The following is a 12567-nucleotide window of genomic DNA, read 5'->3' as shown; positions in this document are numbered from 1 at the left end:
GGGTGCCATGACATCCGTCATGCGAACCGGTGAGCCCGCGCACTGCCCGAACCGGGACAGGGACTCAAAGATCTAGTCATGAACGTCATGGCCGGGCAAAATCTGCCCGCGAACCCGATGATCCGCGTCCTCCTCGCCGACGACGACCACCTCATCCGAGCCGCGTGCGCCGCGCTGCTCTCGCTCGAAGAGGACCTGGAGATCGTGGCCGAGGCCGCCACCGGCCCCGAAGCGATCGAGCTGGCACTGCACCACGGGCCGGACGTGGCCGTACTCGACCTCCGGATGCCGGGCAAGGACGGGTTGGCGGTGATCGAGCGGCTGACGGAGCTCCTCCCGGCCTGCAAAACCATGATCGTCACCGGTCACGCCCTGCCCGGCCAGGTCGAGAGCGCCCTCGCCCACGGAGCCAGGGGCTTCGTCCTCAAGACGGTCTCCGCCCGCGAACTGGCCGCCGTCATCCGCCAGGTCCACGCCGGGCACCGCCGCATCGACCCGGCCCTCGCCACGGACGGCGCCCCGGCCGAAGAGGGTGCGCGACCTCAGCCGCTCACGGGCGGCGGCCCCACGCCGAGACCATCGGGGAAGTGCTGAGGTCGAGGCGGCCGGACCCGACGCTCGCCAGATGCCGGTCGATCTCCTCGTCGGTCGCGAGCCCCGCCTCGACCAGCCGGCCGCGCACCTGCCTGACCGTCGCCGCCTCCAGCACATCGCAGGCCGGGGAGGTCACCGGGAAGTACGCGTCCGCGGCGACGTCCGCCAGCCCCGCGCCCCGCAGCAGCCGGGGGAGCTTGCGCCCGTACGCGAGATCCGCACCGCGAGCGGCCAGCAGCGAGCGGAAACCGGCCCTCAGCCTGTTGGCCAACACCTGCTCGGGACCGTACTCGTCCCAGCAGATCAACGGCTGCGAGGCCGGATCCGCATCCTCCACCAACAACCACCCACCGGGCCGCAGAGCGCCGACCATCGCCCGCAGGGCCTGCTCCCGGTCGGCCACGTGCACCAGCACCAACCGCGCGTGGACCAGGTCGAACCCGCCCCCCGGCGGCTCCTCCCGGCCCACGTCGTGCCGCAGCACCTCGACGACGCCACCCGCGGCCCGCGCGGCCCAGGACGTATCGATGTCGGTGGCCACGACCCGCCCCGTCGGCCCGACCCGACCGGCGAGCCACGACACCACGGAGGGCCCTCCGGCCCCGACCTCCCAGCACCGCCACCCCGCCGCGATCCCCAGCCGCTCGACGTGCCGGAAGGTCGTCGGATCGAAGAGCTCACCCAGCGCGTCGAAGCGCGCACCGGCTTCGACCTGCGCATTGTCCAGAAGGTAGCCGTCGTCACGCGTCATGGGGCGATTGTCCCCGCAGGCCCCGGCCCCGAGATCCGGTACAGCACACAACCGCGCAGCGGCCCCTCGGGCGCGCCCGGATCCTCGTGGTCGCCGTCCGGATCCCGCGTCATGCCGATCCGGGCCATCACCGCCCGGGAACGGAGGTTGGCGGCGGTCGTCGTCGCGATGATCTCCGGCAGTCCGAGGGCCTCGAAACCGAAGGCCAGACAGGCCAGACCGGCCTCGGTGGCGTAACCGTGCCCCCACGCCGAACGCCTCAGCCGCCACCCCACGTCCACCCCCGTGAACGGCATGCCCGGGTCCACGACGTCCAGGCCCGCGCGGCCGACGAACTCGCCGCTCTCCCGGCTTTCGAGCGCCCACCACCCGAAACCCCGCGCGTCGAACGCGGCCGTCATGGCCGCCACCGAGGCATCGCTGCGCTCCCGGGTCAGCGGTGCCCCCAGGTGCTCGCGGACTTCGGGATCGGCGTTCATCGCCGCCCACGGTCCGAGGTCGGATTCCCGCCACCGGCGGAGCAGAAGGCGATCGGTACGCAGCTCTGGCATACCGCCCAGCGAACGCCATCACCCGCCGCATGTCGACAGGATTGACGACTGCCGAGCAACACCCGCCGCCCACCCACCCGCCGCCCACCCACCCGCCGTCCACCCCACCCCGGCCGCTAGCCTCGCCGCATGCTGGCGCCGCGCACTCCCCAGGTCATCACACGCCACCTCGACGGCCGGATCCACGCCTACGACCCGGCCTCCGCCGGCTTCGGCGAACTGGCGCCCGCCGCCGTGTTCCGCCCGCGCGCCGGTGACGAGGTGGTGTCCTCGGCGGTCTCGTCCGACCTCCGCAGGGCGGTGTACACCACCCTGAACGAGATCGTCGGCCTCAACCCCGCCGGCGACGTGGCGTGGACCTCGTCCTTCGAGCCGCACTCGGACACCCCCTACGGCCACCGTCCCGGCTGTGCGCTCTCCCTGGACGCCCGTACGGTGTGGGTCTACCGCCCGGACGTCATGGCGGGCCGCGGACGGTCGGACCAGTGGGTCGCGTACGACGCGGACGGCGGGACCGTCCTCGCCCGCCACGAACTGGAGACGTCCGGCCACGGCGGCACCCACCTCGTGCACCCGGCCGACGGCAGCGTGTACCTCGACGTGGGCGAGGGCCAGGACGGCACCGTCGTCTTCCGCGCTGCGGCCCCGGCCGGCGCCGGGCCGGAGTTCACCACGTACCCGTGGGTCGACCGCTGCCTCATCGCCATGGCTCCGGGCGGCGAGCAGTTCATGACCGTCGACCACGGGCAGAACGACGTCGCCTTCCACCGTCACCCCACCGGCGAGCTGCTCTTCACCCTCCCCGTGGAGGCCTTCGGCCACGACCCCGAGGCGGACTTCGTGGAATGGGCCGGCGGCTACCTCACCCCCGACACGGCCGTGGTCACACTGGGCGGCGAGGACGCGGACACCCAGGAGGAGTGGTTCCGCCACCACCTCGTCGACGTCCGCACGGGCAAGGTCGGGGGCGAGCTGGCCGTCGAGGTCCGCAGGAGCCCGTACGAACTCGTCCCCCTGGGCGATGGCACCTGGCTCACCGAAGCCCCCTCCGGCCACCCCTTTCGCCACCCCGGCGCCGCATGAGCTCGTTCACAGCCCGCGGCAGGCGTTTTGGCCGAGGAGCCACCGGGCCGCGGCGACGAGGAGGGCCTCACGGGCGCTGGCGGTCCTCCCGCCGGTCAGGACGGCGACCGGCGGTCCGGCCTCCCCACCGGGATTCCTTGCCGTTGAGGCCCGGCCTGCGGTTCTTCACTACTCCGAGATCCAGGGGAACGGCTACCGGTCCCTGGACGAGGGCCAGCGGGTCGAGTTCGAGATCGGGCAGGGGAACAAGGGGCCGCAGGCCCAGCAGGTCCACGCCGTCTGACGCCCACCTCACCGTGGGCCCACGATCGGCGCACCCGGCCCGTCAACGCCCGACGTCCGGGTGCGCCGGCCGCGACGCGCCCGTGCCCGCGCCACCCAGCAGACGGTCCACGAGCAGCTCCGGATAGCCGGAGGCCGGCGGATCGATGCCGAAGATCGCCCGCAGGTAGAGCGGCGCGACGAGCTGGTCGAGGATCTGGTCGAGCGGCGGCGGCACCTCTCCGCGCGCGACGGCGCGGTCACGGATGCGCTCGATGGCGCCGAGGCGGCGCTCGAACTGCTGCGCACGCTCCCCCTGAGCCGATGCGCTCCCCGGCATGGACAGGGCGACGGCCCGGATCAGCAGCCTCCCCTCGGCGGTGCGGATGCTCGCGACGCCGCCCTCGACCCACGCCGTCAGATCACCGCGCAGGGTGCCGGTGTCGGCCAGCGGCCAGTCCCGTTCGAGGCGGGTGACGACCACATCCGCCAGGAGCGCCTCCCTGCTGCCCCAGCGCCGGTAGACGCTGGTGTGGTTCACCCCGGCGCGCTGCGCGACGGCGGGGATGGTCAGGTCCGCACCCTCGGGGTCGGACAGCAGATCGATGACGGCCTGATGCACCGCCGCGCGGACCTGCTCGGGGCTCTTGCGAAGGCGCTGGGCCGGTTGTTTCGAAGTCACCCCCACATCGTAAGCACAATTATTTGCTTAATCGGGCCGGCGCGGTCTACAGTCCTCTCGTACGCACAGATCTGTGCTTAAGGAGAGATCGATGAAGCCGCTGCTGTTCCCCGAAAACACCCAGTTCTGGTACGAGACCCTGCGCTCGATGAGCCACATCGCCTACGGCGGCGCCGACTTCGGCGAGGTCGTCACCACCAGCGAGCGCATCGAGGAAGGCGACTACGACAGCTGGCACGAGCAGTGGATGGCGACCGCCGACCGGGTCGCCGCCGAAGCCCGGCGTGCCCTCGACGCGGGCCACACCATCAGCGCCCGGGACGGCTTCCTGCGCGCCTCGAACTACTACCGCTCGGCGGAGTTCTTCCAGCACGGCCACCCGTGCGACCCCCGCCACGACCACGCCTACGACCGCAGCGTCGCCTGCTTCCAGGCCGCGGCCGCGCTCCACACCCCCCGCATCGAGCCGGTCCGCATCCCGTACGAGGACACCACCCTCCCCGGCTACCTCTACCGGGCCGACGACAGCGGCACGCCCCGCCCGACCCTGATCATGCACAGCGGTTTCGACGGCACCGCCGAGGAACTCCACTTCAGCGGCGCGCTGGCCGCCGTCGAGCGCGGGTACACCGTCCTGACCTTCGACGGCCCCGGACAGCCCGGCCCCCGCCACCGCCAGGGCCTGGTCTTCCGCCCGGACTGGGAGAACGTCATCACCCCGGTCATCGACTTCGTCGAAACCCTCCCCGAGGTCGACAACAGCCGCATCGCGCTCCTCGGCAGCAGCATGGGCGGCATACTCGCCCCCAGGGCGGCGGCCTTCGAGCACCGCCTCGCCGCCCTGATCGCCGTCGACGGCGTCTACGACCTCGGCCAGGTCTCCACCCGCAACATCCCCGGCGACCGGGCCGAGGCCGAGCGGCTCCTGCGCGCCGACTCCGCCCCCGAACTCGACGCACGCTTCGAGCAGCTCATGGCCGAGAACGCCACCGCACGCTGGGCGTTCAACCACGGCATGTACGTGATGGGCGTCGAAACCCCCCGGGCCTTCAACGCCGCCTACCTCGACTACACCCTCGCCGACGGCATCGCCGAAAAGATCCAGTGCCCCACCCTCGTGTGCGACGCCGCCGAGGACGAGTTCTTCCAGGGCCAGCCCGAGCAGCTCTACGAGCACCTGACCTGCCCCAAGACCCTCATGCCCTTCACCACCGAGGAAGGCGCCGGCGCCCACTGCCACCCCGGCGCGATGCGCCTGGCCTTCGCCCGCATCTACGACTGGCTCGACGACACCCTCGCCACCGCCTGACCCACCAACCCACCCACCAACCCACCCACCAACCCACCCAAGGGAGCCACGACCATGACCCGCACCGGAATCGAAGCCGCCCTGAACGACCTGCTCTTCAACCGGGACATCACCCTGGAGGAGGCCGCGGAGCGCCACTTCACCCCCGGGTACCGCCAGCGCACGGACGGCGAGTGGGCCGACCGCTCCGAGTTCCTCGACCACATCAGCCACCTGCGCGGCGTAGTCGCCGGCGGCACGGTGGAGGTCCACGACGAGCTCTACGACGGCACCAAGTACGCGGACCGCCACACCTGCCGCATCACCAAGACCGACGGCACCACGGTCACCATGGAGGTCTACGTCTTCGCCGACCTCGCCCCCGACGGCCGCTTCCACCGCATCGAGGAGACCACCCTGCTGCTCAGCGGCTCCGAAGCCGACCGCAACATGGGCAGCGCCCGCTGACCCCCTCCCCCCGCCCCCGGAGCCACCGGAGGCCCGTCAGGCAGCCGAAGAGGGTCACGGCGGCGTGCCTGCGGGCCCAGGTGCCGGACCGCTCTTCGGGCGGCGCTGGAAAGCGGAGTGCGGCGCCGCGACTCAGGAAACCCACGATGGTCTCTGATCTGCTCGACCGAGTGCCGCGGAAGCGCTTGCGGGCGCCCACACCGCCAGGTGGCGACGTCGAGCGCGGACGTCAGCTGCAGGGCCAAGACCTCGGGACCAGCCGCGCAAGCCTCCTGCCGTCAACCATTCCCGCGGACCACCGCACGCCCTAGACTGCGACCGCTCCAAAACCTGGAGATCATCGGGAGGGCGTGCAAGATGAACCGAGCACTCATCAGCGCATTCGGGGCCGTGGCGTTAGTCGTGTCCGGCGGGAGCGTCGCCACCGCTTCCGACGGCGCTCCACCGCGCACCACACACGGCCCTTGCCAGTACACGCAGACCCCCGACGAGCCGCCGGCGCGCCCTGTCCAGCTGCCGCCCGACCCGCGCCGCACCCCCAGTCGTGGCACGGTTGACATGGCCGTTCCGACCAGCCAGGGCTCGCTCCCGCTGCGCTTGGACCGGGCCAAGGCGCCGTGCACGGTCCAGAGTTTCCTGCACCTGGCACGGCACGGGTTCTACGACCGTACGGTGTGCCACCGTCTGACGGCGTATCCGACGCTGAAGGTCCTGCAGTGCGGCGACCCGACCGCTACCGGTGAGGGCGGGCCCGGGTACAAGTACAAGGACGAGCTCCCGGTGGACCTGCCGCCGGCACCGACCGATCCGACCGGCGCGCGCCGCCTCTACGGACGAGGCCTGCTGGCGATGGCCAACGCCGGTCCGGACACGAACGGTTCACAGTTCTTCGTCGTTTACGGAGACTCCGCGCTGCGACCGAACTACACGGTGTTCGGCACGGTCGGCCCCGAGGGCCTGACGACACTCGACGAAGTCGCCGCCGGAGGCATCGAGCCGACCGCAGAGGACCCCGCACCGGTCGACGGCACACCTACCCTGCGGACCGAACTGCTGCGCGTCCGGCCCTGCCCACATTGACGTCCTGGATGAGCGCGCCTTGCAGGGGGCGGGACGGGGTGGCACCGCTGCCCTCCAAGGTGTAGCCACAACTCAAAATGAAGCAGCTCGTGCGCCGATGGAACGATGGACAGTATCGAACGCCAGAGCTAATGTCTCAGCCACCTACACGTAAATCTGACGGGGGATTACCGCACATGGGCAAGCGATTCAGGCTCGGCTCCATTACCGCAATCTGCGCGACTGTTCTGGCATTTGGTGCGGCTCCGGCAACGGCTGCGCCTGCACCGGCCTCTCTGGAGGTGGTCCGCTGGCTCACCGCCAACCCGAATTCCGGAATGGACTCGATACCCCTCCACCGGGACATCAACCTCATGGGTGCGTCGTACAACTGGCAGGTATTCACCTGCCAGGTGGGCTGGAGCTGCATCGATCCTGGGAGGGACATCGATCTGAAGCCCGGCTGGTATTCCTGGGACTGCACTCTCACCCCGTTGGACGGTTTCTATTATGAGAAATGCTCGCTGAAAACCCAGGGTCTCCCGGCGGCCGTGTTCAACAAGGCGATTCAGCTCACGAGTTCCGGAAATTACAATATCGGAAGCGGGCTCCAGGTGAATTGACCTCCGGTCTCCACGGCAGTCGGCGGATTCTTGGCGGACATTCCCGGGCGGAGCGGGAACGAATCGGACACCCCGAACGAGCGTGAGGCCCAGCCCCCGCAAAACGAAGCGCCCGCGAGCCGAGCAGGTCCGCGCCCCCTGACCGCGCTTCCGCTGCCAGGGCCGGGGGCGCGGCCCCGTTGCTGACGCCCGCGGAGCGGGCTGGCCCTGGAGGCGGAGCCGGAAGCACTCGGGTGGTTCCGCTTCGCTCAAGTACCGCACCGGGACGCCGTGGATGGACCTGCCCGAGCGCTTCGGTTCGTGGAAGGGCGCCCACAACCGGCTGAGGAAGTGGGCCGCCGGCGGAACTGGGGAGAAGGTCTTCACTGCCCTGCTTGCCCAGGCTGACGCCGAAGGCGACCTTCGAGTAGGTCGTCGCGGTCGACTCCACGATCGTCCGTGCTCACCAGCACGCGACCGGGGGCCGTCAAAAGGGGACCCTGGCCGGCGAGCCGCACAACGATGTCCTCGGCCGCTCCCGCAGCGGACTGATCACAAAGATCCACCTCGCTGCCGACGCCCACTGCCGGCCGCTGGCCAGGCTGGCGACGCGCTGGCGTTCCCGCAACGGGCCGATCAGGCCGCGAACCGCAAGCGGCTCGGCCGGCTCGGCGGCCGCCCGCCCGCCTTCGACCGCGAGGTCTGCACACAGCGGAACACCGTCGAGCGGTGCATCAACAAGCTCAAGCAGTGGAGTGGCCTGGCCACTCGCTACGACAAGACCGCCACCATCCACCTCACCGCCGTCTTCATCTGGTCAGCGAGGTGATCCCAAGGAAACGGCCTGGCGGGGGATGCCTCCTACCCCGTTTGTGAGTCCGAGTGTCTGGTCTGCGCAGCCTGGGGCACTGGGTCGTCGGCAGTCCTGTTGTCCCTCAGGTGGCTGGTGTCGCGCCGGTGTCCGCGGCCACCGTGGACCACCATGCGATCAGTGAGCGCGCAGTTCAAGGCGCTCGCCCAGGAGGTGGGCAAGCATCCCGAAATGAAGGCGGGGCCCTGGCCGGCGCTCCGGAGGCCCCGGACGGAAAGCCCGACTTCTACACGCAGTCCGTGGAAGCGGCCATCCGCAACCCGGACGTGGGCCTGCTGCCCTACCTGGAGACGGGAGGCCTCGGGTTCAACTTCACGGTCCAGCAGGGCGCGGGGGACAGCAGCCTGGGCACGGTGGTCACCGGCTCCGACGCCGCCACCGTGACCGCAAGGGCAGCCACGACCCCAAGGTCGTACGCAAGGGAACCCATCGCCCATGGACGGGCGGCCCCCGGCGGACCCTGCGAGGGCTGTCGGGGACCGGGCCTGAAAAGACAGCGGCGCTCAAGACCCCGTTCGGGGTCCCGAGCGCCGCTGGATGCGTGGGCGGTCAGAGGACGCCGAGCTCCTTCTCGATGGTCCCGACGATCCCGAGGGTCGCGGTGAACGAGCCGCCGGAGAAGCCGACGCCCATGAGCGGGGTGCCGCCGAGGTGGCGGGTGAGCATGTAGGCGACGAGGGCGGCGACGATCCCGCTGAGGATGGCGATGATGATCGCCATCACCTTCTCGGTCTTCGTCGGGCCCGTGGCGGGCGGGTTGGTGACGGCCATCGGTGGCTGGTCCTCTCTGGTCCCCTGGCCGCCCCGTGCGAAACGGCCTGACCACAGCCAAACGCGCCGTTCCGTGCACTTCGAGAGCAAGATCGTTCTTGTATTTTTCTGGCCTGCCGTGCAGGCCGTTCACCCAGGTCAGAGAAGTAAATGCACGCCAGATGCACAAGATCGACATCAGGGTGTATAGCCCACTGAACGCGACATCCAGGGTGTACGGGATGCTGGTTGCTCGACACGGTCGCGAAAGGGGCGGCACTGATGGGCACTTGGCGGGAAGAGTTGGAGACGGCGCGCGGCTGGAAAGACTACCGGAGGGCTCTGCGCACGCTGCGGGAGGCAGGGCCGGTCTTCGAGGACCTGCCCAAGCTGAGCCGCGACATAGCCAAGAAGAACCCCGGCCTCCGTGAGTATTCGAGCGCGTCCACGTTCAGCACCCTGCTGGACCCGCGTCTGCCCGACACGCGGCCGGACTGGCTCAAGGTCGAGCTGGTGGTTCGTATCTGCCTCGCCCACCAGGGTTATGAGAACGCCAGCACGATCGTGGCCGACTGGGCCGCGGCCTACCGGTTGTGCGGAGGCGACCCCGGCCCGCGCTTCCCGGAGCTGCAGCCGGACCCAGCACCAGCGTTCGCGGTCGAGCCCGGGCCCGGGTCCAAGACGGAGGCGGAGCTGGTCTTCGAGCCCGCCCCGGACCCCGGACCCGATGCGACGCCGGAGTCCGTGCCGGTCTCCGTTCCCGTGCCCACTGCGGCCGAGGACGAAGCGGGAGAGACGGAATCCATCGAGGCCACCGCGGGCGAGACGGCCGAGGATGCGGCTACGGCTACGGCTACGGCGAGGAGGGGTAAGCACGCCCTCGTAGCCGCGGCGGTTGCCGGCGTGGTAGCCATCGGATGCGGGCTCCTGGTCCTGCAGGGCTTCGGCGACTCGAAGGACTCCGCCGGGGCGCCCTCGCACGCCGGCACCTCGGCGTCGGCCACGCCGGGCTCGCAGGCCACGGCCTCCACACCGGCGACTTCCGCCACCGGCGCGGGCGCGGGCGGTACCGACATTGCCGCGAGTCCCGGCACCGGCGGGAACCCCGGCTACGCCACGGCCGGTGCCGCAGGAGGCGGCAGCAACACCACTCCCGCACCCCCGACTCCGAAGATCTCACCCCCGAGCCCGAAGCCGCCCGGCATGGACCCGGCGACCGACTCGAAGCCCGGCCGGTACGTCTCGCGCATCGCCTGGTCCGACAACGGAGGCTCCACGGTCGTACAGGTCTACGCCATCTACGCCGACACCGACGCCGGCAGGGCGTCGGCCACGGGCCACGGGTACGACATCGGCCAGGACATCGTCGTGCTGTGCCAGGTCCCGGGGCGCACCGTCCCGCTGGGCAACTACCACGGCCCGGCCGAGCGCAACGGCCTGTGGTACCGCATGTCCACCGGCGAGTACATCCCTGCCATCTACGTCGACACCGGCAAGGACTCCCTGCCCGCCTGCTGACCGCTCGCTCCCGCACAGCTCCACCAGCGAAGGGAACGCACGTGCTCCCCGAATCCCGCCCCACCCCACCCCCACCCCCACGGCAGCGGCGCAGGATCGCGCTCAGCGCCGCGGCGGTGACCGCGATCGCGGCCGCCGCCGCGGGCATCGGCTACGCGGCCGCCGACCGGGCTCCGGCCCCGGCCGGCGACGTCAACGTCGAGATGGCCGGCAAGCCGGGCGCCAACCCCCACCCGGAGGTCACCCGCAACTCCGGGGTGAGCCGGGTGAAGTCCGACAGCCGCGGCGACGCCGTCAAGATCCGCCCCTGCCCGGGCCCGAACCCGTACGGCAGCCACGACTGCCCCGAATCGACCATCGTCTCCGTGCCCGACGGCACCCCGGTGCAGATGTGGTGCTGGACCGACAGCATGGCCCCGGACGGATACCCGTCCGACCACAAGCGCTGGTTCTACGTCATCCAGGCTCCCGGCAGCCCCGAACCCGGCGAGGAGGGATACGTCTACTCCGCCCTCATCCCCGTCTCCGAGCAGATCATCACGCCGGTGTGCACCACCCAGCGACTGCTCGAACTCCACCCCCTGCCCCCGGCCCCGCCCGACCCCGAACCGGAGCCCACCAACACCCCCGCCCCGGCCCCGGTGCCCCCGTCTCCGGCACCGCAGCCGGCGGCACCCACAGCCAAGGCTCCGGAGCCGACACCCGCCAAGTCGGCCCCGGCCGAGCCGCCGCAGCCCGCCAAGCGCACGGTCCGCGAGCAGAGCGGCAGCCACGGCTCGCCCACCTTCCTGAACGCGCACGGCGCCAAAGGCCCCGGTGAACGAGTCCCCGCCCACACCTGGGTCGACGTGGAATGCCGGGTGTACGCGCCCGAGATCGACTCGGCGAACCCGGACGGCTGGTGGTACCGGATCGCCACCACCCCGTGGAACGGCAGCTACTACGCGGTGGCGAACACGTTCATGAACGGAGACGCCCCCGGGCAGAGCCCTCCGACCAATACAGACTGGTCAGTTCCGGTCTGCTGAGCCGGGCCCGGGGATGTCGAGAGTCATCCCCGGCAGGCGCCGGCGAGGCATCGAGCGCCCGACCACGTCGCCGAGGAGATCGCGGCCGGGTACGAGGAAGCCGCCAAGCGGCTCCGCGCGGCGACCGCCCCGCAGAGGAGGGCGATGAGGATAGCCATGACCTTCATGGTCGTGGAGGGCCCCTCCGCCGCGGCGCCGACGGTCGGGCTCGACAGGACAGGGGTGGTGGGCGCGCTCACGCGGCACCCCGCAGCGGCTTGTCCGCGGTGGTCTTCGTGTGGAGTTGCTTGGGGATCCAGCTCCGCCGGTCCCGGGCAGCCTGGTACAGGACACCCCAGAAACGGGTCTTGCGCATGCGCACGGCTCCGTAGCTGATCTTCAACATGTCCGAGATTTCGGTGGGCGCGTATCCGGCGCCGGTCAGTCGGATGACCGCCTTGGTCTCGGGCGGCTGTTCGTTCAGGACGCCCTCGAAGTTGGTGCTGAAGACGATGGCTTCGGGCTCGGCCAGGTGGCCGCAGGCCTGGGCTGCTGCAGGTGTGCCGTGATGGTGGTGAAGCCGCCCGCGGAGCGGGCTGGTCCTGGAGGCGGAGCCTAAAGGACCCGGGTGGGGAGCGGAGCAGACCCGCCCAACGGACCGTAGGCCCGAACCCCGTGAAACGGGGTCACCCAGGCCTGCAAAGCAGGCCGTTCGGGGTGGAGCGAAGCGGAACCCCGAACCAGTCCGGAGCGAAGCGCAGGACACCGGCCCGAAGGGCCAGCCCTGGCTCGGCGAAGCCGAGCCCCGCCGAGCACAGCGAGGCGGTCGTTGCTCCAGAGCGAAGCGGAGGAGCAGGCGCCGAAGGCGCCTCGGCCGAGCGCAGTGAGGCCGTTCTCTCCTGAGCGCTGCGCGCTCAGGAACCCGTAGCGAAGCGGAGGGTCAGCTCCCGAAGGGAGCTGCGGGAGCGCGAAGCGCTCCCTGTCTCTCCTAGTGACCTGGTTCGGAGATCCTGTCGCAGTAGCGGCAGATGCGGTCGAGGATCTGGTCGGCGGTCTTGGTCCACTTGAAGGGCCGGGCATCG

General features: G+C 70.8%; 13 protein-coding genes and 3 pseudogenes. 10 read left to right on the top strand and 6 right to left on the bottom strand.

The genetic code is table 11. The features are described 5' to 3' along the window. Nucleotides 1-117: 117 nt before the first annotated feature. Nucleotides 118-498: pseudogene (locus AB0M92_RS32925) on the top strand (response regulator); the annotation flags it as partial. Between the two features lie 52 nt (nt 499-550). Here AB0M92_RS32925 and AB0M92_RS32920 read toward each other — a convergent pair. Both AB0M92_RS32920 and AB0M92_RS32915 read right to left on the bottom strand, forming a co-directional pair. Next, nucleotides 551-1345 (bottom strand): methyltransferase domain-containing protein, encoded by a 795-nt coding sequence (locus AB0M92_RS32920; RefSeq protein ID WP_366106010.1) that lies wholly within the window; start codon nt 1343-1345, stop codon nt 551-553. Further along, a complete protein-coding gene (locus tag AB0M92_RS32915) occupies nt 1342-1896 on the bottom strand; it encodes a GNAT family N-acetyltransferase (RefSeq protein WP_366106009.1) in 555 nt (184 codons plus the stop codon). Before AB0M92_RS32915 ends, AB0M92_RS32920 begins: the two co-directional genes overlap by 4 nt. 129 nt (nt 1897-2025) lie before the next feature. On the opposite strand from AB0M92_RS32915, the gene AB0M92_RS32910 reads away from it, so the two are divergent. Both AB0M92_RS32910 and AB0M92_RS32905 read left to right on the top strand, forming a co-directional pair. Next, the gene (locus tag AB0M92_RS32910; RefSeq protein WP_366106008.1) at nt 2026-2979 is read left to right on the top strand and encodes a hypothetical protein; all 954 of its coding nucleotides are present in this window, start codon (nt 2026-2028) and stop codon (nt 2977-2979) included. Nucleotides 2980-3109: 130 nt separating this feature from the next. Next, nucleotides 3110-3262, top strand: a pseudogene (locus AB0M92_RS32905) (cold shock domain-containing protein); the annotation flags it as partial. A gap of 42 nt (nt 3263-3304) precedes the next feature. On the opposite strand, the gene AB0M92_RS32900 reads toward AB0M92_RS32905, so the two are convergent. Continuing rightward, complete coding sequence (locus AB0M92_RS32900; protein WP_366106007.1) at nt 3305-3922, bottom strand: TetR/AcrR family transcriptional regulator; 618 nt, start codon at nt 3920-3922, stop codon at nt 3305-3307. A gap of 91 nt (nt 3923-4013) precedes the next feature. On the opposite strand from AB0M92_RS32900, the gene AB0M92_RS32895 reads away from it, so the two are divergent. The 5 genes and pseudogenes from AB0M92_RS32895 to AB0M92_RS32875 form a co-directional block, all read left to right on the top strand. After that, the gene (locus AB0M92_RS32895; RefSeq protein WP_366106006.1) at nt 4014-5231 is read left to right on the top strand and encodes an alpha/beta fold hydrolase; all 1218 of its coding nucleotides are present in this window, start codon (nt 4014-4016) and stop codon (nt 5229-5231) included. A gap of 54 nt (nt 5232-5285) precedes the next feature. Continuing rightward, nucleotides 5286-5678 (top strand): nuclear transport factor 2 family protein, encoded by a 393-nt coding sequence (locus AB0M92_RS32890; protein ID WP_366106005.1) that lies wholly within the window; start codon nt 5286-5288, stop codon nt 5676-5678. Between the two features lie 558 nt (nt 5679-6236). Then, complete coding sequence (locus AB0M92_RS32885; RefSeq protein WP_366106004.1) at nt 6237-6758, top strand: peptidylprolyl isomerase; 522 nt, start codon at nt 6237-6239, stop codon at nt 6756-6758. Between the two features lie 176 nt (nt 6759-6934). Continuing rightward, the gene (locus tag AB0M92_RS32880) at nt 6935-7360 is read left to right on the top strand and encodes a hypothetical protein (protein WP_366106003.1); all 426 of its coding nucleotides are present in this window, start codon (nt 6935-6937) and stop codon (nt 7358-7360) included. A 262-nt stretch (nt 7361-7622) separates the two neighbouring features. Next, nucleotides 7623-8168: pseudogene (locus AB0M92_RS32875) on the top strand (hypothetical protein); the annotation flags it as partial. 591 nt (nt 8169-8759) lie between these two features. On the opposite strand, the gene AB0M92_RS32870 reads toward AB0M92_RS32875, so the two are convergent. Then, the gene (locus AB0M92_RS32870; RefSeq protein WP_366106002.1) at nt 8760-8981 is read right to left on the bottom strand and encodes a hypothetical protein; all 222 of its coding nucleotides are present in this window, start codon (nt 8979-8981) and stop codon (nt 8760-8762) included. 261 nt (nt 8982-9242) lie between these two features. On the opposite strand from AB0M92_RS32870, the gene AB0M92_RS32865 reads away from it, so the two are divergent. Next, entirely contained in the window at nt 9243-10478 is a 1236-nt protein-coding gene (locus AB0M92_RS32865) for a hypothetical protein (RefSeq protein ID WP_366106001.1), read from the top strand. A 41-nt stretch (nt 10479-10519) separates the two neighbouring features. Continuing rightward, the gene (locus AB0M92_RS32860; RefSeq protein ID WP_366106000.1) at nt 10520-11506 is read left to right on the top strand and encodes a hypothetical protein; all 987 of its coding nucleotides are present in this window, start codon (nt 10520-10522) and stop codon (nt 11504-11506) included. Nucleotides 11507-11529: 23 nt separating this feature from the next. On the opposite strand, the gene AB0M92_RS32855 is transcribed toward AB0M92_RS32860, so the two are convergent. Both AB0M92_RS32855 and AB0M92_RS32850 read right to left on the bottom strand, forming a co-directional pair. Continuing rightward, nucleotides 11530-11664 carry a hypothetical protein gene (locus AB0M92_RS32855; RefSeq protein WP_366105999.1) on the bottom strand — a complete coding sequence of 45 codons (135 nt, stop codon included), beginning with the start codon at nt 11662-11664 and terminating at the stop codon, nt 11530-11532. A gap of 77 nt (nt 11665-11741) precedes the next feature. Next, on the bottom strand, nt 11742-11891 hold the full coding sequence (locus AB0M92_RS32850) for a hypothetical protein (protein ID WP_366105998.1): 150 nt from the start codon (nt 11889-11891) through the stop codon (nt 11742-11744). Between the last annotated feature and the right edge of the window lie 676 nt (nt 11892-12567).

Source organism: Streptomyces sp. NPDC051582 (genome assembly GCF_040681715.1).
Lineage (GTDB): Bacteria > Actinomycetota > Actinomycetes > Streptomycetales > Streptomycetaceae > Streptomyces.
Note: the sequence above shows the minus strand (reverse complement) of the source record. Positions and strands in the feature narration are given on the sequence as shown.

What these genes read in the sequence shown, in the direction of transcription:
- AB0M92_RS32920 (WP_366106010.1), bottom strand. Translation starts at nt 1,345, where the DNA reads ATGACGCGTGACGACGGCTACCTTCTGGACAATGCGCAGGTCGAAGCC.
- AB0M92_RS32915 (WP_366106009.1), bottom strand. Translation starts at nt 1,896, where the DNA reads ATGCCAGAGCTGCGTACCGATCGCCTTCTGCTCCGCCGGTGGCGGGAA.
- AB0M92_RS32910 (WP_366106008.1), top strand. Translation starts at nt 2,026, where the DNA reads ATGCTGGCGCCGCGCACTCCCCAGGTCATCACACGCCACCTCGACGGC.
- AB0M92_RS32895 (WP_366106006.1), top strand. Translation starts at nt 4,014, where the DNA reads ATGAAGCCGCTGCTGTTCCCCGAAAACACCCAGTTCTGGTACGAGACC.
- AB0M92_RS32890 (WP_366106005.1), top strand. Translation starts at nt 5,286, where the DNA reads ATGACCCGCACCGGAATCGAAGCCGCCCTGAACGACCTGCTCTTCAAC.
- AB0M92_RS32885 (WP_366106004.1), top strand. Translation starts at nt 6,237, where the DNA reads ATGGCCGTTCCGACCAGCCAGGGCTCGCTCCCGCTGCGCTTGGACCGG.
- AB0M92_RS32880 (WP_366106003.1), top strand. Translation starts at nt 6,935, where the DNA reads ATGGGCAAGCGATTCAGGCTCGGCTCCATTACCGCAATCTGCGCGACT.
- AB0M92_RS32870 (WP_366106002.1), bottom strand. Translation starts at nt 8,981, where the DNA reads ATGGCCGTCACCAACCCGCCCGCCACGGGCCCGACGAAGACCGAGAAG.
- AB0M92_RS32865 (WP_366106001.1), top strand. Translation starts at nt 9,243, where the DNA reads ATGGGCACTTGGCGGGAAGAGTTGGAGACGGCGCGCGGCTGGAAAGAC.
- AB0M92_RS32855 (WP_366105999.1), bottom strand. Translation starts at nt 11,664, where the DNA reads ATGGCTATCCTCATCGCCCTCCTCTGCGGGGCGGTCGCCGCGCGGAGC.
- AB0M92_RS32850 (WP_366105998.1), bottom strand. Translation starts at nt 11,891, where the DNA reads ATGTTGAAGATCAGCTACGGAGCCGTGCGCATGCGCAAGACCCGTTTC.